Origin of the sequence: Turicibacter sp. KK003 (genome assembly GCF_037014675.1) — a bacterium.
GTDB classification, from domain to species: Bacteria; Bacillota_I; Bacilli_A; order MOL361; family Turicibacteraceae; genus Turicibacter; species Turicibacter faecis.
On the sequence record NZ_CP142738.1, the window covers coordinates 697501 to 722553 of the forward strand.

A 25053-nucleotide genomic window follows, 5' to 3' on the forward strand; every position below is an offset into this window, starting at 1 on the left:
TAGGGATGCACTCGATTCGTGAATTAGCAGCAGTAAAGGACCACGAGTACGTCATCAAATTATTTAAAACCTTTTATAGTCTATAAGGCTCTAAATGAGCGATGAGTTCACAACTTTTAAGGAATTCATTTATATAAGACAGATTGTAATATTAAGTACGACAAATAAAAAAAGCTCATAAATAGAATTCTTTGTTATAGAATGAAGTTACCACACCAAATTCTTAACAAGGAGATCTATTTATGAGTTATAAACATCTTAACACATTTGAGCGTACACGTATAGAAGTTCTTTCAAAAATGGGTTATTCAACGAGACAAATTGCGGGGCAATTAAATCGTCATCATTCAACCATTGCTCGTGAACTAAAACGAAATACTCAAAAGACGTATCAAGCAGAGCTAGCAGATGAATTAGCCGAGCAACGTCGCTTAGTTTGTCATCGTCCAGAGACCAAATCTGAAGAAGTTATTCAAACCATCCAACATTATTTAAAGTTAACCTGGTCGCCTGAACAAATTTCTAATACGGTTTTAAAGGGTGTTATTTCATTCAAAACTATTTATCGTTGGATTTATGACGGAACGATTTTGTTAGGGGATTTAAGCTGTTTAAGGCAAAAGGGAAAACGCCGAAAACCACGAGAAACACGCGGACGATTTAACATTGGGACATCAATTCATCAACGTCCGAAAGAGGTAAAAAAACGTCAGGCATTTGGTCATTGGGAACTTGATACAGTTGTTTCAAGCCGTGGTAAAAGTAAAGGATGTTTAGCTACATTTATTGAACGTCAAACACGATTTTATGTCGCCGTTAAAATCGAAAATCGCTCAGCATCTGAAATGTACCGAGCGATTAGTGAGTTATATGAACATTTTCCTAAAGACACCTTTAAAACTTATACCGTTGATCGAGGAAAAGAGTTTGCTTGTTATTCCAAAGTAGAAGCAGATTTAAAGGTTCCTGTTTACTTCGCTGACGCCTATTCCTCTTGGCAAAGAGGAAGTAATGAAAATGCCAATGGTCTTCTTCGAGAATTCTTTCCGAAGAAGACGGACTTAGCACGAGTTAGTGAGAAAGAGATTGATGAAGCCCTCCTCCTCATTAATCATCGACCACGAAAATGCTTAGGTTGGAAAACTTCATTCGAGCTATTTCATGAGAAACTGTCGCATTTGTATTGACAATTCGTCATAAATAAAAAAATACGGTATGAATCTAGTTATGTGTAGATTTCATACTGTATTTTTTTATACGTCTTGTACGAGATGGCGGGATAGGTGTAAATCTCTCTTTACATTTGCGTTGAACGAATGAAGGAATGTGATGTTGGAAGGGTGATGAATTTTTAATACAAGCCTTTGACCCTGTGAAGCTTCTTGAAGAGCCATTTTTTAAACAGCAGTTGTGGGCTTTGATTGAGTCGAATCTAAGGCATTTTTTCAATGAATTAAATTTCGATAGATGGATTTAAGATGTTGGGGCCCAAAACCATTAGAATTAGTAGTTTCCTTTTTCCCCTTCCTTTAAATAAATTTTAATTCTTTGACGTTTTAATGGTTTGGAATGGGGCAAACGGGGGGTGAGTATAAGAAAAAGTACCTCTCTCATAGACGATAAAGCGGTTCTATCATGATTGACCGTTCCGCTTTATTTTTTTGTCTACGATGAAGGTACTTTATTGGGTATTCGTTTGTTTACTTACTTTTATTTTCAATTTCTTCAGCTAATTGATTTAAGTATTCCCATCGCTCATATTTATGGGCTAATTCTTCCTCTATTATTTCTTTTTGTGCCATAATATCCTGAAGTTTCACATAATCAGTGGCATGTTTGATTAATTCCTGATTAAATTGCTCTATCTTTTCCTCTAATGTAGCAATTTCATCATCAATGGTTTCAAACTCCTTTTGTTCTTGGAATGTAAATTTTAATTTTTTTTCACGACGTGGCTTAGATTTACTTGCTTCCTTATTTTTGTTCTCACTCGTGATTTCGTTTTTTGAGGGATTTGCTTCTTTGAAGACAAGGTAGTCACTATAATTTCCAGTATAGATGGTAATTTTCCCCTCGCCTTCATAAGCAAATATTTTATTACAAACTCGGTCGAGGAAGTAACGGTCATGGGAAACGGTTATGACAATTCCGTTAAAATCATCAAGATAATCTTCAAGACGACGTAAAGTATCGATATCAAGATCATTGGTAGGTTCATCAAGGAGGAGTACGTTAGGAGCATCCATTAGAATACGGAGTAGGTAGAGACGACGTCTTTCGCCCCCAGATAGAGTTCCAATTTGAGAATATTGGAGGTGCCCATCGAAGAGGAATCGTTCGCACATCTGTGAAGCGGTAATACGTGTTCCATCAGCTGTTTCAATGTATTCACGTTTTTCTTTAATATAATCAATCGCTCGGAGGTTAGGGTTCATTTCCTCACTCTCTTGGGCGAAACAACCAATTTTAACTGTTTCTCCGATTTCGATGCTTCCACTATCCGGAGCTATTTTTCCGCGAATAAGGTTAATAAGTGTTGATTTACCGATTCCATTTGGTCCAACAATTCCGATACGGTCTGTTCTTGCTAATGTGTAATCGAGATCTTCAATCAGACAACGGCCATCAAAAGATTTATGGAGATGATTGAATTCCATTATTTTTCGACCTAATCGTGTAGATGCGACTGAAATATCAATGCTTTCTTGATTGGTAGGTTTCTCTTTATTTTTTAGTTCATCAAAACGCTGTAATCGTGCTTTTTGTTTTGTGGAACGGGCTTGGGCTCCCCGTCTAACCCAGGCTAACTCTTTTCGAAGTAAATTTTGTCGCTTATCTTCCATCGCCGCTTCAAGTTGAAGACGTTCCATCTTCTTTTCAAGAAATAGAGAATAGTTCCCATCATAGCTATAGAGGTTTCCGTGATCAAGCTCAATAATACGATTGGTAACCCGATCAAGAAAATAACGGTCGTGCGTGATCATAAGAAGGGCCCCTTTACGACTATTTAAATGATCTTCTAATTTAGATATTGTTTCGTTATCCAGGTGATTGGTAGGCTCATCTAAAATCAATAGCTCACATGGGGTAATGAGTGCCGATGCGAGTGCAACTCGCTTTTTTTGTCCCCCCGATAATTCCTTTACTTTTTGGGAAAAATTAATAATGCCTAATTTTGTTAATACGGATTTCGCTTCACTTTCTAAATCCCATAGGTTTAAACGGTCAATTTGATCCTGAACTTTTAAAAGTCTTTCATTTATTTTATCATCGTAATGAGTTTGCAAAGTTTCAAGGATCTCTTGATATTCTCGTAAAAGTTGCATTTCCTTAGAATTTCCCTTGAATACTTGCTCTAAAACGGATGCCTCTTCGTCAAAGTTTGGATTTTGTGATAAATATTCTACTCGTACCCGATTTCCCTTGGTAATTTTCCCTGTTTCAGGGGTCTCGACACCCGCAATAATTTTAAGAAGCGTTGATTTTCCGGTTCCATTAACCCCAATAATCCCTATTTTCTCGCCTTCACTAATCCCAAATGAGATGTTTTTAAGTAACGTTTTTACTGAGTAACTTTTGCTTATATTTTCAATTGTCATTAAATTCAAATTTATCACCACAACATTTCTTAAAGATAAAACTATTATACCTTTTTTTAAAAAGAGAGCAAATAAAAACCCGATGAATCAATCATCGGATTTTTTTTGATTAAAGTAAAAGATGATTTTTCCGTTTTCAATATACGGCAAGTGAATATGATAATAGTAAGTAAAAATACGGATCATAAAGATAAGAGTAAGGCAGAGATAGGAGCTCAGATAAATACCAATCCAAGGACTTATTATCCAAAACACAGTAGATCCAATGAGGGAGGCAACCGCATATATTTCTCTTTTTAAAATAATTGGGACTCTTTTAGAAAGAATGTCACGAACGACGCCACCCCCTATTGCTGTGATAAGGGAAACAAAGATAAAGGTTAAGAAGTTATAATGTAGTTCAATGGCTTTCATGCCCGCAGCAACGGTAAAAACGGCTAAACCAATCCCATCTAAAAGAAGAAATGAAGTTTTCCATTTTATTTTACCACGAAAGATAATAGTCAACGTGGTTGAAAGAAGGATAATTCCTATTGATATATAGTCTGAAAATAATGCAGGAATTCCGATATTCGTTACAACATCACGAATGACACCACCGCCCATTGCTGTTACAGCGGCTAAGGTTAATATTCCGAAGAAATCCATCCTATTTTCGATGGCACAGATTGCCCCAGAAGCGGCGAACACAAACACGCCAATATATTCTAAAAAAGAAATGAGTTCCATAATCTGAAATCCCCCTATACAAAATAATACCTTTTAAATCTATTATATTTTACGCATTATCACTTAATTAACGCCAATTATTTTAAGAATTTTTATTATTTTTTCTTTTTTTTCTGTGGAACAGGATCATATCCCATTTTTCCAAAGGGGTTACACCTTAAAATTCTTCGGATTGCTAGCCATCCTCCTTTTAACGCCCCATGAGATTCGATAGCCTCGATAGCATATTGCGAACAGGTCGGAATAAAGCGGCAGTTAGGTCCTGTTTGAACGGAAATGTATTTTTGATAAAATCGAATGAGTTTAATCAGTAGAGTTTTCATTTTAGTCGCCTCCGCTTGGGGTAAATAATAGGTTATATGCGTCTAAATCGCTTAAGTGGGGGAGCATGGTGTCCTATAAGACACTTCTCCTGAAGTCGATTTTTTGCATTTTTGATAAAAATATTTTAGCAGAAGAAAAAACATGTTTCAATATGGAGTCTTTCGCATAGAATATGTCGTACAATGTTTTTTCCATTTAATCCCATAAGGGGATAGGTAAGGAGATGGTGATATGTGTGGAATTTTTGGGGTTGTAAATTATCATTTGAATGAGGTGAGGACACCTTATGATATGAGTTGTGTACAGGCTGTTTTACATCGGGGACCTGACGAAGGGGGAACCTTTTATGATCAACATGTTTTCTTAGGTCACCGCCGGTTATCAGTGGTTGATATTGAACAAGGAAAACAACCGATGTCTTTTCACCAATATACAATGGTTTATAATGGTGAGCTCTATAATACGGAAGAAATTCGTCAGGAGTTATTGAAAGCGGGATATACGTTTAAAGGACATTCGGATACGGAGGTACTTTTAAAAGCTTACGTTTGCTTTCAAGAGCGAGTTGTTGAGAAATTAAACGGAATTTATGCATTTGCAGTTTGGGACAGTAAGGAACAGCGATTGTTCGTAGCGAGAGATCGTGCCGGTGTTAAACCGCTGTATTATTATGAATTACCAGATGGAATTATTTTTGCTTCGGAACAAAAACAGATTTTACAGTATACGAAAAAAAATGAAATTACGCTAGAAGGATTTAGAGAGTTGTTAGGGGTTGGGCCGTCTCATACACCGGGTCACGGACTATATAAGGGAATCAAAGAGTTGAAGCCAGGACATTATATGAACGTCTCAAGTGGAAGTAAAAAGGAAGAGCAGTACTGGGAATTAACGGCGTCTGAACATGTCGATGATTTCGAGACGACTGTCGCTAAAACAAGGGATATTTTGTTAGATGCTATTAAACGACAACTCGTTTCAGATGTTCCATTATGTACGTTTTTATCAGGAGGGGTGGACTCATCCGCCATTACAGCTATCGCTGCCCAGGAAATTAAAAATTTACATACGTTCTCTATTGATTATGAAGATAACGTGAAATACTTTAAAAAAACCGCTTTTACGGTCTCTCAAGATAATGATTTTATTAAACTCATCTCGGATTTAAATCAAACCCATCATCATTATTGCGTCATTAGTAATCAGGATTTGGCTGATGCCTTAAAGGATGCTGTTTATTTTAGAGATATGCCGGGGATGGCAGATGTCGATTCATCGCTTTACTGGTTTTGTAAAAAAATTAAAGAGGATTATACCGTGAGTTTATCAGGAGAATGCGCCGATGAAATTTTTGGGGGATATCCTTGGTTTTACCGTGAACCGATGAATGGAATGTTTCCATGGCTTCGTGATTTAGCGATTCGTAATACACTTTTAAAACCGGAATGGCAAGAGAAGTTAGATCTTGTTGGCTATGCAACGAAACGATTTAATGAATCGATTGCGAGTGCCCCTATTTTAGAAGGAGATAGTGTATTAAATAATGAAAAACGTCAGTTGACGTATTTAAATACGAAATGGTTTATGACAACCTTACTAGATCGCAAAGATCGAATGAGCATGGGAGCGAGTCTTGAAGTTAGGGTTCCATTTGCCGACCATCGTCTAATGGAGTATCTATATAATATTCCATGGGAAATGAAATTTCATGGTGGAATGGAAAAAGGATTATTACGTAAAGCTTTAGAGGGAGTATTGCCGGATGAAGTGTTGTATCGTAAAAAAAATCCATATCCTAAAACCCATAATCCGCATTATACAGAGTTAATCCAAGCGCTATTAAGAGAGGCATTGAATGATCCAGATTCAATTTTACATGAGATTTTTGATGAGGAAAAACTATGGGCTCTTGCCAATACGAGTGATGAGATTATTACACGTCCATGGTTCGGACAGTTAATGACACAGCCACAGTTGATTGCTTATTTATATCAATTCCATCTTTGGTTTAAAGAGTATCATATTAATTTTATTGAATAGCAAAACAAAAAACGTTAGCTAAATGAGCTAATGTTTTTTTATTTGAGAAGATCATCTAGAAGTATAAAAGAAAGGTATTTCATCCATACTATGGAAAAATAAAAAATTAAGGGGATTACGTCATGCGGTTTATCGGTTATTTTTTACTTGTCTTATTAGGACTCATTATTATTTTGTCATTTATAAAAATTAAAGTTGAATTGTTTTTAAATCAGCAGGATGGGTGGGTTGAGTTACGCTATCTTTGGCTGAAGTATCGCTTAGAGATGACTGATTTTTTAAAGGATTCTACGAAGGAGAAGGTAGAATCCCAGTTTGCGAGGGTTCAAGAGGAAACAAAACAAGAGTTGACCCGGGTTGAATTTAAGGAAACAGTTAAAGTTAAAAAAGAGCCGATTGTTGATCCATCTCCATCGATGCCGAAGAAGGAGATGGGGGGCACTAGGAAGAAGCGTCGGAAAAAGACAAGGGCAGTTAAGATTAAACAAAAAAAGGTGACACGCAAATTAGATATGAGAGCGATAAAATCTATGATTAGACGGGGCAAGACGATTTTTAAACTCTCTCGAAAAGTCCTTATTCGTCTAACGAATAGAATTAGAATTCATCGCTTAGAGTCGATGATTGATTTCAGTTTAGACGATGCCATGACCACCGGGTGCATCATCGGAGCATTGTGGACATTTCAAGCCAATTTTTATGCCTTTATTGAAAGATACGTTAAGAAAGTGGATCACTATCACTTTGATGTAAAAAGTAAATTTAAGGGGAATTCACTTTTTATTAGCCTTTCATGTATACTCTCGTTTCGAATCGTCGATATTATACTTGTTCTTTTGTTATCCTTTAAAGAATTATTAACAATTAAACGGATGCTAAAAATTGAGGAGGAATAATTTTATGGCAGAACATCCAATACATAATTTAATGAAAATTTCAATGGAAAGCTTGAAGAAAATGGTTGATGTCGATACCATTGTTGGAAATCCTTTAAAAACAGATCACGGGGACACGATTATTCCTGTTTCTAAAGTAAGTTTTGGATTTGGAGCGGGAGGTAGCGAATTTGAAACTGAGCGCAAATCAACAACCGATGGTTCTCCATTTGGGGGCGGAAGTGGTGGTGGAGTTTCGATTACACCCATTGCCTTTTTAATCGTCAATGAATCTGGGGTTGAGTTAAAACACGTTGAGGAACGTACGTCACTTTATGAGCGATTATTGGATCAAGCCCCTAAGTTTATAAATAATATCGTGAATGAATTTGATAAATCGGGATCTAAAGCGGCAGAAAAAAATGAGACTGTTGCGAAATGATTAAACATTCGTCGACTTTGGCTGAATGAGAACCTATAAGAGAGACACTTAAAAAAAGTGTGGGCCTATAGGTTCTTTTATTTTAAATAGAAAAGTTTAGCTTAAGAGGTAGATGTTTTAACTTGCATACTCCTAGTAAGAAGTGCTTCCATTCGATGTCTCCTAACTCATATTTTTGCATGATCAAAAGGTACTAGTTTTTCTTAGCGTCGATGTCCTTCGAATTAAAAGATAACCTTGGAAGTTAAGGAGGGGTTACTTATGAAATTTTTGGTAAGATAGACGTGGAACAGGAGAGCTTATAAATTGGATTTATGTGTCATGTAGAAAGCGTTATCTCTTTTACTTAAACGTTATAACATTTTTTGGCTAAAGCCGTGACAACGGTTTAAAGTTGTAGTAAAATCAATTTGTATATCATGAAGAGGTGATTTTTAGTGCTTAGACCCGAAGTAATTGAACAACTATTTGATCTCGTAGATGAAACCTCGATGATCATTAGCTCAGAGTTAAAGATGAATTATTTACATGCGATGTGTGAAAGTTGTCAAAATATCATGTCACAAGAGATTAATTTATCTCTTAATGAAGAGTCGAAAGAGATTTTAAAATCGCATTATGCGAAGTTAGAGGGGTTAGAGTTTACGCAAGAGGAAATTAGAAAGGCATTACAGTTGGCAATTTTAAAGGGGCTTAAGTCCGAAAGAGTCACAAATGCGGTGATGACACCAGACTCTATTGCAATGATACTGGGCTATTTAATTTCTAAGTTTATGGGGGATATTAAACAGGCCTATATGGGGGACTTGACAGTCGGTACGGCGAATTTGCTGACAGCTGTTTTAAATCATTTGGGGGCAGAGCCTCAGATGATTTATGGAGTTGATGTAGATAGTGATTTATTAAAGATTGCGTGTACACTTTCTGATATGCAGGAATACGAGGTTCAGTTTTATCAGCAAAGCTCGTTAAAACCATTATTGGTGAATCCATTGGATTTAATTATAGGTGATTTACCGGAAGGGCATCTTCCTAAGGAAGAGTTAGTTAATTTAGATTTGACATTGAGTTCTCAAGGAGTGGATTATCTTCCTTATTTACTAATCGAAAATCATTTAAACTACTTAAAGCCTGGAGGGTATGGCTTTTATGTGATTCCAAATGATTTGTTTAGTCAGGCCCATTCACAAGCATTTCATCAATTACTTAAGGAAAATGCAACAATTCAGGCTTTATTACAATTACCGATGTCATTATTTAAAAAGGATGAGGTCGGAAAGAGCCTATTTATTATCCAAAAACATGGGGAACATGTTCGCCCAGTTAACGAGGTACTTGTCGCGCAATTGCCAAGTTTTAACGACCCACACGCATTCAATCAGACGTTAATTCGTATTGAAAATTGGATGAAAATGAATAAATAAAATGGAGGATACCTATATGACTAAAATTTTATCTGTTAATGCAGGAAGCTCATCATTGAAGTTTCAATTGTTAGAAATGCCAGCCCAAACTGTCATTACTAAAGGATTAGTTGAACGTATCGGATTTAATGATGGAGTATTTAATATTAAATTTGAAGATCAAAAAATTGAAAAAGTTTTACCTATTAAAGATCATAGTGTGGCAGTTCATTTATTATTAGAAGCTTTACTTGATTTAAAAATTGTTAAAAACTATGATGAAATTAGCGGAGTCGGTCATCGCGTTGTTCATGGGGGAGAAAAATTTGATCGATCAGTGGTCATTACGGATGAGGTGTTAGCTGAAATTGATGCTTTATCAGAATTAGCGCCACTTCATAACCCTGCTCATGTTTTAGGAATTAAAGCATTTATGAAAGAATTACCTCATGCTGTTCCTGTTGCTGTTTTCGACACAGCCTTCCATCAGACGATGGCAGAAGATGCTTATTTATATCCGGTAAAATATGATTGGTATAAAAAATATGGTGTGCGTAAATACGGATTCCATGGGACTTCACATCAATATGTTGCTAAACAATGCGCTAAATTAATGAATAAGCCGTTAGAAGAAACTAAAATGATTACGATTCATTTAGGGAATGGAGGATCTTTAACCGCTATTAAGGGGGGGCACTCAGTTGATACCTCAATGGGATTCACTCCTTTAGCGGGAATTATGATGGGAACACGCTCAGGGGATATCGACCCAGCTGTTTTACCTTTTGTAATGGCAAAAGAAAACTTAACGGTTGATCAAGCGGTTAATGCGTTAAATAAAGAGTCAGGTTTATACGGTGTTTCAGGAGAGTCATCGGATATGCGTGATATTTTGAAACTGGTTGCACAAAAAGATGAGCGTGCGATGACGGCCTTTAATTTATACGTTAAACGTATTTGTGATTATATTGGTGCTTACTACATTTACTTAGGTGGAGTCGACGCCTTAGTCTTTACAGCGGGAATCGGTGAAAATTCAACACCGGTTCGTAAGGCAATCGTTGATCGCTTAGGAGTTTTAGGTATTCAATTAGACGACGAAGCTAATCAGGTAATGGGAGAAGAGCAGCTTATTTCAACGCCGGATTCTCAGATTAAGGTGTTTGCGATTCCGACTAACGAGGAATTAATGATTGCTGAAGATACCTATGCATTTGTAAAATAAGGAAAATGAGATTCGGTGACGAATCTCATTTTTTAATAGGGTATAAAAAGTCCATCGTTGGATAGATTGTGTTATAATTTAGTCATGTTAAAATAGAGGTGAAATTATGTTAAAAGAAATTTGGAGCCATATTTTTGAATTTGATAAGATTATTATCCATCGTCATGTGAGCCCTGACCCAGACGCCCTAGGTTCACAGCTTGGTCTAGCTGAATTAATTCGTTGCAATTATAAAGATAAAGTAGTTAAAACAGTAGGGTTTAATGAACCTTCCCTTGCATGGATGGGGCAAATGGATGAAGTATGTGATGAGGATTATGAGGGGGCACTCGTATTGATTATGGATACTGCAAATTCTGCTCGAATTGATGATTCTCGCTATAAATTAGGAGCTAAGTTAATTAAATTGGATCACCATCCAGTTGTTGAAGAGTACGCCGATATTAACTATACAGATACAGCCGCCTCTTCTACTTCGGAAATCGTTGTTAATTTATATCAGGCCAATCGAGAAGCGTATCACTTGCAGTTATCACAAGAGGCTGCCTCATGCTTATATACGGGGATTATTGCGGATAGCGGTCGCTTTTTATACGATAATACAACGATAGATACATTAAGTGCGGCACAACTTCTATATTCTTGCGAGATTAATCGAAATAAAATTCACGAGAATTTATATCGCCGTTCATTAAATATTGTTCAGGCACAAGGATATGTTTTAAGTCAATTTGAGGTCAGTGAAGCGGGAGTTGCCTTCTTTAAAATGCCGCTAGATATCCAAAAGTCTTATCATTTAACAACGGGGACACGATCGGCGCTTGTTAATACGCTTGCTAATATTGAGGGAATCTTAGTTTGGGTATGTTTATTTGAAAATGAGGATGGACGAATTCGTGCAAATATTCGATCGAATGGACCTATTATTAATGAAGTCGCTGCTAAATTTGATGGTGGAGGACATCCTAAGGCATCTGGAGCAATGCTAAGTAAATGGGAAGATTGTCAGGGATTACTTGATGAATTAGGGGAAGTTTGCTTGAAATATAAATTAGAAGTTTAGCCTCTATGAGTGGTTATAAAAAAGAAAATTTAGGGAAGACTATAGACAATTGTCAGTAGTCTTCTTTTGTGTTAAGATAAAAAACGAACAAATGTTTTATTTTAGGAAAGGGTGAGGTTCGAATGGCATTTACGCATTTACAGGTGCGATCAGCCTATTCTTTGTTAAATAGCTCGATAACGATAAAAGACTATGTCCATCTTGCAACGAGACAGGGGTTGAAAACACTCGCTCTGACTGAAGACGGTAGCATGCACAGTGCGATTAAGTTTTACCAGGAATGTCGAGTGAACAACATTAAACCATTAATTGGATTAACTGTTAAAGTAAAACTCGAAATGGGAACGGAGGAATGGACATTTCTTGCTAAAAATCAGACCGGTTATGAGGCGCTCCTGTCGTTAGCTTCTTTATACGCTTTGAACGACGAGGGGATAGAATTTGAAGAACTATTGCCTTATTCGAATCATTTAATCACGATTACGAATGGGGAAACAGGGGTATTTGTTTCTATGGTGATGGATCATCAATGGGAAAATCTTAATCAGTACTATCAACGCTATCTTAAACCGTTCAATCATCTTTATATCGGATTGTTACGTGTTAACCAAGAGACGTATGATTGTTCGTGCCGCTTAATCTCTTTCGCCAAGGAGAAGCAGCTAAAGATGGTTGCTGTTAATGATGTGCGTTATTTGAATCAAGAAGATGCTAAAACGTTAACTTTACTACGGGCTATTAAGGCGAATCAATCGGTGGAGCAAATGCAGATTAGTGATGTGGAGCGTTACTTTAAGACGGAGGAACAGATGCGTCAATTATTCGTCGATCACGAAGAGGCGATTGATCATACAGAAGAGATTGCTAACGCATGTGAGGTTGAAATATTGCTCCATCAGTCCTTATTGCCAACGTTTAAAACACCCGAGGGAACGACAGCAGCCACTTATTTAGAGGCGCTATGCTATAAAGGGTTGCTTAAACGATACGGAACATCGGTGTCAGAAATTCATAAAAATCGATTGAGGTATGAGTTAGAAACCATTAGAAAGATGGGATTTTGCGACTACTTTTTAATTGTTTGGGATTTTATTAGGTATGCCAAGATGAATCAAATCTTGGTTGGGCCCGGAAGGGGATCAGCTGCGGGGTCGCTTGTTTCCTATGTTTTGGGAATTACAAATGTTGATCCGATTAAATATAAGTTGTTGTTCGAAAGGTTTTTAAACCCTGAACGTATTACGATGCCCGATATTGATATTGATTTTCAAGATAATCGGCGTGATGAAGTTATTCAATATGTTCAACAAAAGTACGGAGCAAGATGCGTGGTTCAAATTGCAACGTTTGGAACGTTTCAGTCACGGTCGGCGTGGCGTGATTTGGCCCGCATCCATGATGTACAAACTGAATTGATTAACAAGGTAGCTACCTACATTTCCTCGGGGCAGACGCTTAGGGAAACGTATGAGCAAAGTCAACCGTTAAAGGAATTTTTCTTAAAATACCCTAAACTTGAAATGATTTATCAAGAGGCGATGAAAATCGAGGGATTACCTCGCCATACTTCAATTCATGCTGCGGGAGTCATTATCCATGATCAGGATTTAACTAGACACACCGCTATCATGGAGGGACCAACAGGAATTTACGTTTCTCAATACGAGGCTGAGGATTTAGAGGCGATTGGACTACTTAAAATGGACTTTTTAGGGTTGAAGAATCTTAATATGTTACAGCAGATGATGACGCTTATTAGAAAGGAATCTGATTTTCAGTTTGACTTAGCCTCATTGGATTTAAATGATTCACAAACGTATAAAATGATTACACTTGGTCAGACAACCGGAATTTTTCAATTAGAGTCAGAGGGGATGCGTCAAGTTCTTAAAAAAGTACGTCCTAATTGCTTAGAGGATATTATCGCTTGTAATGCCTTATTCAGACCGGGTCCGATGGAGAATATTCCTCTGTTTGCGGCGAGAAAGCACAAGGAGGCACGGATTGAGTATTTAGATCCTATCCTGGAAGAAATTTTACGGGATACGTATGGAATTATTGTATATCAAGAACAAATTATGCAAATCGCTCACGTCGTTTCAGGGTATACATTAGGAGAGGCTGATGTATTGCGTCGTGCGGTTTCTAAAAAAAATAAAGAGATTTTAGAAAAAGAGGAGAGACAATTTATTTTAAGGGCCACTCAAAGGGGACACTCACCTGAAATGGCTAAGAAGTTATATTCACTTATTCTAAAATTTGCAAATTATGGCTTTAACCGTAGCCATGCAGTTGCCTATAGTTTAATCGCTTATCAAATGGCGTACTTAAAGGCACATTATCCTGCTTACTTTATGAGCGTCGCTTTAACAAATGTGATTGGAAGTGAGCACCACACAGCGATTTATATTCGTGAAGCCAAGCAATTAGATTTAACTATTTTGCCCCCGTCAGTAAATAGAAGTGGACTCACGTATCAAATTGAAAATAAATGTATTAGATTTAGCCTCCTTCCAATCAAACACATCGGATTAAATTTAGCCAAACAACTCGTCTCTATTCGTGAAAATGGCGCGTTTAAATCAGTGTATGATTTTGTGGTTAGAACGCGAACTTTTATGAATCAAAGGGCATATGAAAGTTTAATTGACGCGGGGGCATTAGATGAGTTTGGATACAATCGCGCGACGCTTCATCACAATTTAACGGCAATTCTCGATTTTTCTAAATATGACGGTGGGTTATTTGAACCCGATTTTCAAATGCAAATTATTTCGAAAGATTTTAGTAAAATTGACCTTATGAAACGTGAAAAGGAGTTACTTGGATTTTACTTGAACTCTCACCCTATTCATTTATTGCAAAAGGTTGCCAAGGAAAACGGGTGGTATTATCCAAGCGAAATCTCTTCGATAAGAAAGACTCAGGCTACTTTTGTTGGATTTATTGAAAAGTTTCGAGAGATTAGGGATCGTCATGGAAAATTGATGGCCTTTATGGAAATAACAGATGAAAATACCTCATTAACGGTGACAATTTTTTCGGATGTTTACGTGAGTGAATATAAGAGACTTTTAGGAAAAGTTATCGCTGTACAGGGACGAATTAGTGAACGAAATAATGAAAAAAATCTTAACTTTATTAAAATAATAACGATTTCATAATTAAAAGAGATGGGAAAAAGATTTATAATTTGTGAAATAACTGGTATAATATTTGAGGAATAATCTTCATTGAATGGATGATGAACAAAATTCTAGTGTGAGGTGAAACACTATGGTAAAAAGAATTGGTGTGCTTACTAGTGGTGGAGATGCACCAGGTATGAATGCAGCCATTCGCGCCGTTGTAAGAGCAGGTATTGCTAACAATATTGAAGTGTTCGGTATTTACAATGGATATGCTGGATTAGTTAAGGGTGATATTAAACAATTAACGAATAGTGATGTTGGTGGCATCATTAATCGTGGTGGAACATTCTTAGGTTCAGCACGTCTTCCTGAGTTCAAAAACATTGAAGTTCGTGAACTTGGTGTAGAGCAATTGAAAAAACACGGAATTGAAGCATTAGTTGTTATCGGTGGCGACGGTTCTTATATGGGAGCTAAAAAATTAACTGAGATGGGAATTAATTGTATTGCCTTACCAGGAACAATTGATAATGACATCGTAAGTAGTGATTTCACAATCGGATTCGATACGGCATTAAATACAGTTGTTGACGCAATTGACCGTTTACGTGATACGTCAGCATCTCATGCCCGTTGTAGCGTTGTTGAAATTATGGGACGTCACTGCGGTGACTTAACTGTTTGGGGAGCCATTGCTAGTGGTGCCGAAGAGTTAATCGTGCCTGAAAAAGGAATTAACATGGACGAAATCGTTGCTCAAATTGAGGAAGGAAAAAAACGTCAAAAGAAACATTATATTGTCACTTTAGCTGAATTAATGACAGATGCTCACCAATTAGCTAAAGAAATCGAAAAACGTACGGGTGTTGAAACTCGCGCAACTGTTCTTGGACATACTCAACGTGGTGGTGCTCCAACGGCAGCGGATCGTGTTTTAGCAAGCAGAATGGGAGCTTACGCTGTTGATTTATTAATCGAAGGTCAAGGTGGTCGTTGTGTTGGTATTCGCGATAACAAATTAGCGCACTACGATATTTTAGAAGCACTTGACTTACCACGCGTTTTTGATGAAACAATGTATTGTCTAGCAAAACAATTATCATAATAAAATGAAATAATAATTGCTGTAATATTATTAAATTTATTTCTACGAAGGAGCGTACTAGGATATGAAACATACTTTCAAAAATACGAAAATGATTTGTACTATTGGTCCTAAATCAGAATCAAAAGAAATGTTATCAAAATTAGTAGATGCAGGAATGAACTGTGTTCGTTGTAACTTCTCACACGGTGATCATGCAGAGCAAAAAGCTCGTATGGACTTAATCCGTGAAATCAATAAAGAAAAAGGAACTCATGTTGCTGTATTATTAGATACTAAAGGTCCTGAAATCCGTACTCATTTATTTGAAAACGGTGGGGTAGATTTAGTAGCTGGACAAACTGTACGCGTTGCTATGAACGAAGTATTAGGAACAGCTGAAAAATTCTCAATTACTTACCCAGGTTTAATCAATGACGTTGAAGTTGGTGGAACAATCTTAGTTGATGACGGATATGTAACATTAACTGTTAATGAATTAGATACAGCTAACCAAGAAATCGTATGTACAGTTCAAAACCCTGCATACATTAAAGACCGTCGCGGAATCAACGTACCAGGTGCTAAATTAAACATGCCATTCATTTCTGAAAAAGATCATGCTGACCTTGTTTTCGGATGCGAAATGGAAGTTGATTATGTAGCTGCTTCATTCGTTCGTCGTGCTGAAGACGTATTAGCAATCCGTGAAATCTTCAAACAACACGGAAATACTCACACTCAAATCATCGCTAAAATCGAAAACCAAGAAGGTGTTGACAACATGGATTCAATCCTTGAAGTTGTTGACGGAATCATGGTTGCTCGTGGGGATTTAGGGGTAGAAGTACCTGCTGAAGACGTTCCATTAATCCAAAAAGAAATCATTGCTAAATGTAATGCTGCAGGAAAAATTGTTGTTACTGCAACTCAAATGTTAGAATCAATGCAAAAAAATCCACGTCCTACACGTGCCGAAGTATCAGACGTTGCTAATGCTATTTTCGACGGATCAGATGCAATCATGTTATCAGGAGAATCAGCTGCAGGGCAATATCCATTAGAAGCTGTTGAAACAATGGCTCGTATCGCTCGTCGTACTGAACAAGCTTTAGATCACCAAGAACTTATCGCTCGTGCAATTGCTTCATCTACACGTAACGTAGCTTCAGCTATGGGATTAGCAGTTGCTGATACTGTAGAAGATTTAGGTGCTAAAGCGGTTATCGCTTGTACACAATCAGGAGCTACTGCTCGTGCAATCTCTAAATATCGTCCATCTGCACCAGTTGTTGCTGCAACTTCATGTGAAAAAACAGCTGCTTCTTTAGCATTATACTGGGGAGTTCAACCAGTTGTTGTTGCTGAAACATCAAATACAGATGAATTATTAGAAACAGCAGCTAAAGTTGCAGAAGATTTCGCTGGATTAGAAGCAGGTGAAATCGCAGTTGTAACTGCAGGGTTACCAGCTGGTGAAGGAAATACTAACTTAATGAAAATTCATGAAGTAAAATAATTAAGTTAATTTCATAAAAAAAGGAGGCTTTTCCCTCCTTTTTTTTTACGCTCTTATTTAGTAAAAAAAGAACGACTAAAAAAGTCGTTCTTTTTATTTATGATTCATTAGCACATTGGAGTTTTAGGTCCACATGGATTTTGTTGTTGCATTGCAAGAGAACACCAGTCTTCGTTACGAAGTCCGTGATCGTATTGATGAGCTTCAGTTGCTTCTTGTTTACAGATAACATAATCATGGTGATTATGATGATGGTGAACATTACGGACAACTACAGGGACAATATGTTCTACTCTGTGATGATGATGAACTTCAGGAGTACAGCAAACAGTTGGTTCAACTACACGACAGCAACTTTCAAATTGCACAGGTCCGCACATAGGGGCAGGCATTGGAGCTGGTACTGGTTGTGGCATTACTGGACAGCAAACTGGTTGTGCAGGTTGTGCAACAACAGTTGTTTCACACGCTTCTGCAACAGAAGTTGCCTCCATTTTTACAGGTACTGGTTGTGGTATTACTGGCATCCCACACATAGGAGCTTTATAACCACCGCATCTATTATATCCATTCATTAAAAAAACTTCCTTTCCATCTTGTAATTCAATTACAATATAGTATATTTTTTGAATGGAAAAATGAGATGGCAGACGCCCAAATTAATGGGATTTTATTACAAAATAAAAATCTCCTTAGGAGATTTTTATGATTAGTTCATTAGCGTGAAGTTTTCATCGGTTAGTTCGAAATAATTGAGAAATCCAGAAGAAGGATAAATTTTATAATCATCGGTAATGTAAAGCGCCTCAACATTATCAAGTGATTCGATTAACGCTAGTCCAGATTCGACTCCAAGTGCAAAGGCGCTTGTTGATAAAGCATCGGCCATCATAGAGTCATTCGCGATAATCGTAACGGAAACAATATTGTTTGAGACGGGATAGCCTGTTTGTGGATCTAGGATATGGTGATAAATTATTCCGTCTTGTTCGAAGTAACGTTCATATGTACCTGATGTGACCACCGCCTTATTTTTAACACTAGCGATTCCTAAATATTCTCCACGAGGTGAGAATGGATTTTGGATACCTATTTTCCATGGCATGTCGTTGATCTTATCTCCATAGGCATAGACATTTCCTCCAAGGTTAATAATGGCGTGCTTATTACCGTGGTCTTCTAAAACCTTTGTGGCAACGTCGGCGGCATAGCCCTTTGCAATTCCGCCTAAGTCAATCATCATGGCCGGATTAATGAGCTTTACCGTTAAATTTTCTTCATTTAATACAATATCTTTATAGTTAATCAGCTTTACTGCATTAGAAATTTCATCATTATTCGGAACGTGTGCATCGTCAAATCCGATCTCCCAAAGCTTTACTAACGGTCCTACGGTAATATCAAATTTTCCATTTGCAAGACTAGAGTAATTTAAACCAGCTTTGATCACATTAAACGTATCTTCTGAGACTTTAACTTCCTTTGATCCTGCGTATTTGTTAATTTCCATAACTTCGCTTGTCGTAGCATTGTTAATGGTCATTTCTTGCTCAATTTTTTCAATTTTCTCAAAAATTTCGGCGAATATTTCGTCTTTTGGATTATCGTATAGTGTAACTGTAACGACCGTTCCTAGTAAAAATTTATTTTGGGAAACGGGTTCAAACGACTGTTCTTTCTTTTGTTGGGTACATCCTGCGAGTAAGAGTAGGAAAACAAGTAAATAGTATTTAATAGACTTCATAAAAAGCTCCCTTCTTAATTTATTTATGTATGATTTAAACTAGCTGGTTATACGTATAAATCGAATGTTCAATCCTCCCTATCCGCGTATCCACCACTATAGAGGAGGCAATGTCTCCACCGCTAGTAGGGACAGTCCCTAGCTTCAGTAAAATGGTAAAATGAATGGATTGTTAAGGATAGGGGCAAAATTTATCGTTACTCTTAGATAGGATATCATATTCCATGAAGTGATGGCGATAAATTTTTTATATCTCTTTGGAAATCTCTCGTTAGAAAGGGTAAAAGTCGTATAATGTTCGAACTAGTGAATACGCCTTTAGAGATAGAAAAAAGGATAAGATTTCAAAAAATGAAATCTTATCCTTTTTTAATCCAATAAAGGGCCACCGGCCAATGCTTTTGTTGCAAGCTCAATAAACTGGTGTACTTCGATGGTTACACCTGAAATATCTGCTGTTTTATTTTCTTCATTGAAGGTAATTTGTGTTGGATCTTGTAATTGGATTAAATGTTGCTCAAGTAAGTTGGCCTGTTCATTCCATTGATCGACATAGGATTGTTCTTCCTCTGTTAGATTTAAATCACTTGGAATGGTTGTATCCCAGTGAGCAGCAATAATATATCCGTGATGAACCAAGAGGTTAATCGTGTGTTTAGTTTTGTTTTGTTCGTCATTAATTGTGGTAAAATAACGTCCATCCTGATAGGCACCTGTCTGAATGGGATCCGTTTTTAAGGCACGTTGCAATAATTCAATAAATGGAAGGGGATCAATGGTGAGTCCCTCAATCGGTTGAATCGTTTCCTTGGTTAAAGTTAGGATAGAATCTTGATTTTTAAGGAGATAATCTTCTAATAATTGAAGTTGTTCTTCCCATCCGTTATCTGTTTTGTTATCAGATTCAGATTCTTTTTGTTCGTTTTGACTGCGTTTATAATCGGTTGCTTCCTGATTCACGGCATTGAAAGTAATCTTTTTTATTTTTCCGTGAACGACTTCAACATCAACAATTTCTCTCCAATTAGAGGTATGCGTATCTACTTCGGCAAAATATTGACCATCTTTTAATTTATGTTGATTTTCATTTACAGGAATCACCTCTTCTACGGCGTCACCTGTCTTTTCTTCTTCTTGTGAAACTTCATTTGCATTACAAGCACTTAGTAAGCAAAGGATTGAGATCATAAAAATGGACGCTTTTTTGTATTTCATCAAACCCCTCCTCATACTTTAGATTAGTTGTACTTTTTGCTATTTTAACATACTTTGTATAGAAGTTACCATGAGTAAATATTTCTTATATTGTCGAATAGGTTAATCTGCCAAAGATGATATCGGTTACAAACGGTGTAAAAGGAGGTGAATTCGGTAAAGTGATGGAATTTAAAAAAGATTGAATATGTGAAAAAATATGATAAAATATTAATGAACTAAATGTAATGTTAGTGGTTTTATTGACGTTCCCACGCATTAAAAGTATATGATGATTAATGGTTGTGGGAAGGTTGCTTTTTTTATGTTTTAAGACATGAAAAAGTAGGGTTATTTGAGGAGGAGTTTCATGAAAAAAATAGTCGTTCTTGGTGGAGGATATGCAGGCGTTTTAACTGCAAAGAAATTAGCAAAAAAATTTAAAAAGAACAAAGATGTGCAGATTACGTTAATTGATAAGCAATCTTATCACACGATGTTAACTGAGCTACATGAAGTTGCTGCAGGTCGTGTTGATGAAGAATCAATTCGTATGGATTTAAAGCGTATTTTTGCTGGGCGTAACGTTGAAGTTGTATTAGATGAGATTAAAACAATTGACTTTGACCAAAAGGTATTAGTATCTGACCAACAGTCATACGAGTATGATTATTTAGTTATCGGGACGGGATGTAAGCCGACATTCTTTGGAATTCCTGGGGCTGAACATGCTCATCAACTTTGGTCATACACAGATGCTGTAAACTTAAGAGAGCACATTTTAAATATGTTCCGACAAGCGGCATTGACAGCAGACAAGCAAAAGCGCCGTGAGTTACTGACATTTGTAACAGTTGGAGCAGGATTTACGGGTGTTGAAATGGCTGGTGAATTAGGGGAATGGAAAGATGAGTTATGTCGTTCATTCCATATTGATCGTGATGAAGTCAGTCTTTACATTGTTGATTTTGCACCGAAAGTTTTACCGATGTACCCAGATAAGTTGATTAAAAAAGCGGAAAAGCGTTTAATTAAACTTGGAAATGAATTAGTGATGAATTCAGCGGTTAGTGAGATTCATGAAGATAAAGTGGTTTTAAATAAAGGTGAGAAAGTTATTCAAACGCATACCGTGATTTGGGCAGCAGGTATTGAGGGGTCTGATATTGTTGATCAGGCATCAGTTGAGAAGGCTGGTCGTGGACGCATTGTAACAAACGGGCACTTACAGGCGAAAGATTACGAAGATGTTTATGTTGTTGGAGATAATATTTTCTATATTCCAGAAGGTGAAGAACGCCCTGTCCCTCAGATGGTGGAAAACGCGGAGCATTCAGCACCAGTTGTTGCTCATAATATCGCAGTAGATATTAATGGTGGAACTCATAAAACATATAAACCAACGTTCCATGGTTCGATGGTTTGTATCGGATCACGTTATGGGGTGGCACAGGTTGGAATGCCAGGAATGTGGTTTAATTTATCTGGATTTTTTGCAATGGCATCAAAACATTTAATTAATATCATTTATTTTATTCAAGTATTAGGATTCAATAAGATTTGGTCTTATTTAATGCATGAATTTTTCCATACAAAAAATAATCGTTCGATGGTGGGAGGTTTGTTATCAAACTCAGCTCCAGTATTCTGGAAATTCCCGCTCCGTATTTTTATCGGTTTTATGTGGTTACAACAAGGATTAACTAAATTACCAAAAATTGTTCATGATTTTAACAATGTCTTTTTATTACCCGCACCTCCAAAGGCAGATACAATCGGTGGTGCATCAGAGGCTGTTAGTCAAGTTGTACCAGAAGTAGTAGAGACAGTAACAGCAGCATCAGGTGCAATTGCAGAAGGGGCCTCATCAGCGGCAGCAGCAGTTTCGCAAACGGTGAGTGACGTTGTTTCAAATAGTGGAGATATTTTTACGATGTTAGCAGATGCTATTCATGATTTTATGAATTGGATTACGGTATTACCTGTTCCAGGGTTTGTTGAAAATATGGTGAATTGGTCAATGGATGCCTTTTTCTATACACCTGATGGAACACAATTTACTCAATTAGCTAGTCTAGTACAAGGTGGAATGATTTGCGGTGAAATCATCTTCGGTGGAATGTTGATTATTGGTTTATTTACACCAGTTGCCGCTATTGCGACTATCGCTATGGGATGTATGATTTGGGCTTCTGGAATGGCACCAACCGAAATGCTTTGGTACCTTGTAGGTGGATTTGCTTTAATTGGTAACTCTGGAATGGTCTTAGGTTTAGATTATTATGTTTGGCCATGGATTAGAAAAATGTTACCAAAAACCCCATTATTGAAAAAATGGTATTTGTACGTCGATTAATTTAGAATAGATGAGATTAGGAAAACATAGTTAATACGGGGGTATTGACTATGTTTTTCTATTACTAAGTTTTAGGGGATTAATCCGGGGTAGTATTTCAGTAATGTAGGTGATAACATATGAATTCGTTTTGGCAAGATAATCCTAGGATGATGAATCATCTTTTTGAGGTAAATGGTGTAATTGAACAAAGTATGACGGTCAAGCAGGAAAAGATGAATGAAATATTACAAGATTTAGCTAAATCAGGAGGGAAAAGGGTTCGACCAGGTTTATGCTTGATTGGTGCCGGATTCGGGGCGAAATCTTTTAAATCTATTTACCCACTAGCAGCCGTTGTTGAGATGTTGCATTTAGCGACACTTGTTCACGATGACATTATCGATGATGCGACTCACCGTAGGGGATCGTTGACAACACAAAAAAAATATGGAAAAGACTATGCGGTTTATACGGGGGATTATATTTTTACAAAATGTTTTGAACTTTTAGCAAAAAACTATGAGCTCCACCATATGAGGGAATTGTCTCGGGCCGTTTCACGCGTGTGTGTGGGAGAAATTGAACAATTTGATGGTCGATTTAAGACGCATGACTCCGTAAAGAAATATTTAAAAATCGTAGGGGCAAAGACATCGGCTCTTTTAGCGACGAGTCTTGCTATAGGGGCCTATGAAGCTGGATGTGACGAAAAATTATGTCGGAAATTAGGAAAGATTGGATTACATCTAGGAAATGCATTTCAAATCATTGACGATATTTTAGATTATAAAGGTGATACTTCACGGGTTGGAAAGACATTGGGAAATGACCTCAAGCAGGGATACTATACCTTACCACTTATTTATGCGTTAAAGACAGACGATGCACATTTAAATGAACTTCTTTCAAAGGGGCATTATGATGATGCGGACGTTCAAAAAATTATTGAACGTGTAGATGAATTGGGCGGAATTGATCAGGCATTAGAGTTGGCCCAAAAATATACCAAAAAATCTTTAAAGGAGATTTCGGCACTTCCATCCTGCCAAGCAAGGGATGATTTAGAGTGGATTGTGAAAAAGTTATTAAAAAGAGATCATTAGGTTCGCTAATGGTCTTTTTTTGATTAGATTGGAAAAATATGAATGCGTTTTATAAAGTTAAATTTAGGACAACATACGACTAATAGACGTCATAAATTGAAGAATTTATACATAAATAAGAAAAAAATATTAAAATTATCGCCTATATCACCTCCTGTTAGCGCTTTTAATAAGAAAAATTAAAAATAAATCTATATTTGTGAAGAAAAAACGCTATAATAGATATGAAAGATATTAGGAGGTGCACCATGGGAATTTTTGACTCAATTAAAAATTTATTTAGTTCAAACTCAAAGACTGAAGAACCGAAAAAAGGAATTTGTGCTCCTATTACAGGGAAGCTATTATCAATTACAGAAGTACCAGATCCAGTATTCAGTCAAAAAATGATGGGTGATGGATTTGCTATCGAACCAACGGAAGGAAAAGTTTATTCACCTGTTTCAGGTAAAGTATTAAACGTTTTCCCAACAAAACATGCCGTAGCGTTAGAATCTAATGACGGACATGAAATCTTAATCCATTTTGGAATGGATACTGTTGCATTAAAAGGTGAAGGATTTACAGCTCACGTTGCTGAGGGAGATACAGTAACGCCTGATACATTATTATTATCAGTTGATCTTGATGCTGTTCGTCCTAAAGTGCCATCATTAGTAACACCAGTTGTTTTCACTAACTTAGGTGAAAAAGTCATTGACTTAAAGAAAACTGGACCTGTTACACATGGTGAAGTTAGCATTTTAGAAATCAAATAAATTTCATTGTTATAGAACTTGATTTTTTAAAAGTCGCACGTTACAATAACGTTGAAACTAATTTAATTAAAAGAGGAGCGATTATTGATGGAAAAAATCTTTACAATTACAGATGAAACTGGATTACATGCTCGTCCTGCTACAGTATTAGTAAATACAGCTAGCAAATACAGCGCAGAAATCTCATTAACATACCGTGACAAAAAAGTTAACTTAAAATCAATCATGGGTGTTATGTCTTTAGGAATCCAACAAGGAGCTGAAATTACAATTTCTGCTGAAGGTGCAGATGCTGAAGAGGCAATCACTGCATTAACAGAAACAATTACAACTCAAGGATTAGGTAAATAATTATCTAAAATAGAATAAAAAGTACTGGATAACCAGTACTTTTTATTTACCTCCTATCAGGTGAAAATGCGACATAATAACATATGTAACAGTTTACATAGAAAAGGCTATTGTGAAACTAATTTTATCTG

At 36.7% G+C, this 25053-nt stretch carries 21 protein-coding genes (1 of these 21 only partly in view); 15 read left to right on the plus strand and 6 right to left on the minus strand.

The features are described 5' to 3' along the window. Window positions 1-86, plus strand: partial view of a M18 family aminopeptidase gene (locus VXM77_RS03340; RefSeq protein WP_161832939.1) — the final stretch only. Its footprint begins 1210 nt before the window's first position; the window shows 86 of its 1296 coding nt (coding positions 1211-1296); the start codon falls outside the window, past its left edge; its stop codon occupies window positions 84-86. A 156-nt stretch (window positions 87-242) separates the two neighbouring features. Then, window positions 243-1187: an IS30 family transposase gene (locus VXM77_RS03345; protein WP_289461060.1), complete on the plus strand. Its 945-nt coding sequence runs from the start codon at window positions 243-245 to the stop codon at window positions 1185-1187. Between the two features lie 513 nt (window positions 1188-1700). Here the strand turns inward: VXM77_RS03345 and VXM77_RS03350 are convergent. The 3 genes from VXM77_RS03350 to yidD form a co-directional block, all read right to left on the minus strand. Next, window positions 1701-3599, minus strand: a complete 1899-nt coding sequence (locus VXM77_RS03350) for an ABC-F family ATP-binding cassette domain-containing protein (RefSeq protein ID WP_262950840.1) — start codon at window positions 3597-3599, stop codon at window positions 1701-1703. A gap of 87 nt (window positions 3600-3686) precedes the next feature. Next, entirely contained in the window at window positions 3687-4328 is a 642-nt protein-coding gene (locus VXM77_RS03355) for a trimeric intracellular cation channel family protein (protein ID WP_338507117.1), read from the minus strand. Window positions 4329-4423: 95 nt separating this feature from the next. Continuing rightward, window positions 4424-4651 carry a membrane protein insertion efficiency factor YidD gene (yidD, locus tag VXM77_RS03360; protein ID WP_262950819.1) on the minus strand — a complete coding sequence of 76 codons (228 nt, stop codon included), beginning with the start codon at window positions 4649-4651 and terminating at the stop codon, window positions 4424-4426. A gap of 232 nt (window positions 4652-4883) precedes the next feature. On the opposite strand from yidD, the gene asnB reads away from it, so the two are divergent. The 9 genes from asnB (at window position 4884) to pyk (ending at window position 17434) form a co-directional block, all read left to right on the plus strand. Beyond that, window positions 4884-6692, plus strand: coding sequence for an asparagine synthase (glutamine-hydrolyzing) (gene asnB, locus VXM77_RS03365; protein WP_161831543.1), 1809 nt, complete (start codon window positions 4884-4886; stop codon window positions 6690-6692). 122 nt (window positions 6693-6814) lie between these two features. Then, window positions 6815-7588 carry a DUF2953 domain-containing protein gene (locus tag VXM77_RS03370; RefSeq protein WP_161831544.1) on the plus strand — a complete coding sequence of 258 codons (774 nt, stop codon included), beginning with the start codon at window positions 6815-6817 and terminating at the stop codon, window positions 7586-7588. A 4-nt stretch (window positions 7589-7592) separates the two neighbouring features. Further along, window positions 7593-8009 (plus strand): GerW family sporulation protein, encoded by a 417-nt coding sequence (gene ytfJ, locus VXM77_RS03375; RefSeq protein ID WP_161831545.1) that lies wholly within the window; start codon window positions 7593-7595, stop codon window positions 8007-8009. Window positions 8010-8446: 437 nt separating this feature from the next. Next, complete coding sequence (locus tag VXM77_RS03380; RefSeq protein ID WP_338507123.1) at window positions 8447-9433, plus strand: class I SAM-dependent methyltransferase; 987 nt, start codon at window positions 8447-8449, stop codon at window positions 9431-9433. A 16-nt stretch (window positions 9434-9449) separates the two neighbouring features. Continuing rightward, complete coding sequence (locus tag VXM77_RS03385; RefSeq protein WP_161831547.1) at window positions 9450-10637, plus strand: acetate kinase; 1188 nt, start codon at window positions 9450-9452, stop codon at window positions 10635-10637. A gap of 106 nt (window positions 10638-10743) precedes the next feature. Further along, window positions 10744-11700 carry a bifunctional oligoribonuclease/PAP phosphatase NrnA gene (locus VXM77_RS03390; protein ID WP_161831548.1) on the plus strand — a complete coding sequence of 319 codons (957 nt, stop codon included), beginning with the start codon at window positions 10744-10746 and terminating at the stop codon, window positions 11698-11700. 122 nt (window positions 11701-11822) lie between these two features. Continuing rightward, on the plus strand, window positions 11823-14864 hold the full coding sequence (gene dnaE, locus VXM77_RS03395; protein ID WP_338507129.1) for a DNA polymerase III subunit alpha: 3042 nt from the start codon (window positions 11823-11825) through the stop codon (window positions 14862-14864). Window positions 14865-14976: 112 nt separating this feature from the next. Further along, window positions 14977-15936 carry a 6-phosphofructokinase gene (gene pfkA, locus VXM77_RS03400; protein ID WP_161831550.1) on the plus strand — a complete coding sequence of 320 codons (960 nt, stop codon included), beginning with the start codon at window positions 14977-14979 and terminating at the stop codon, window positions 15934-15936. Between the two features lie 64 nt (window positions 15937-16000). After that, the gene (pyk, locus tag VXM77_RS03405; protein ID WP_161831551.1) at window positions 16001-17434 is read left to right on the plus strand and encodes a pyruvate kinase; all 1434 of its coding nucleotides are present in this window, start codon (window positions 16001-16003) and stop codon (window positions 17432-17434) included. A 107-nt stretch (window positions 17435-17541) separates the two neighbouring features. Here the strand turns inward: pyk and VXM77_RS03410 are convergent, their stop codons facing one another. The 3 genes from VXM77_RS03410 to VXM77_RS03420 all read right to left on the minus strand — a co-directional run bounded on the left by VXM77_RS03410 (window position 17542) and on the right by VXM77_RS03420 (window position 20393). Next, on the minus strand, window positions 17542-18009 hold the full coding sequence (locus VXM77_RS03410; protein WP_161831552.1) for a hypothetical protein: 468 nt from the start codon (window positions 18007-18009) through the stop codon (window positions 17542-17544). Between the two features lie 134 nt (window positions 18010-18143). After that, window positions 18144-19178: an FAD:protein FMN transferase gene (locus VXM77_RS03415; RefSeq protein ID WP_161831553.1), complete on the minus strand. Its 1035-nt coding sequence runs from the start codon at window positions 19176-19178 to the stop codon at window positions 18144-18146. Window positions 19179-19547: 369 nt separating this feature from the next. Then, the gene (locus tag VXM77_RS03420; RefSeq protein ID WP_161831554.1) at window positions 19548-20393 is read right to left on the minus strand and encodes an FMN-binding protein; all 846 of its coding nucleotides are present in this window, start codon (window positions 20391-20393) and stop codon (window positions 19548-19550) included. Window positions 20394-20742: 349 nt separating this feature from the next. Here VXM77_RS03420 and VXM77_RS03425 point away from each other — a divergent pair, with 349 nt between their 5' ends. The 4 genes from VXM77_RS03425 (at window position 20743) to VXM77_RS03440 (ending at window position 24922) form a co-directional block, all read left to right on the plus strand. After that, a complete protein-coding gene (locus tag VXM77_RS03425) occupies window positions 20743-22728 on the plus strand; it encodes an FAD-dependent oxidoreductase (RefSeq protein ID WP_320100814.1) in 1986 nt (661 codons plus the stop codon). A gap of 119 nt (window positions 22729-22847) precedes the next feature. Beyond that, on the plus strand, window positions 22848-23813 hold the full coding sequence (locus VXM77_RS03430; protein ID WP_161831556.1) for a polyprenyl synthetase family protein: 966 nt from the start codon (window positions 22848-22850) through the stop codon (window positions 23811-23813). Window positions 23814-24061: 248 nt separating this feature from the next. Next, window positions 24062-24571 (plus strand): PTS glucose transporter subunit IIA, encoded by a 510-nt coding sequence (locus VXM77_RS03435; RefSeq protein WP_161831557.1) that lies wholly within the window; start codon window positions 24062-24064, stop codon window positions 24569-24571. Between the two features lie 87 nt (window positions 24572-24658). Further along, on the plus strand, window positions 24659-24922 hold the full coding sequence (locus tag VXM77_RS03440) for a phosphocarrier protein HPr (protein ID WP_161831558.1): 264 nt from the start codon (window positions 24659-24661) through the stop codon (window positions 24920-24922). Window positions 24923-25053: the final 131 nt, after the last annotated feature.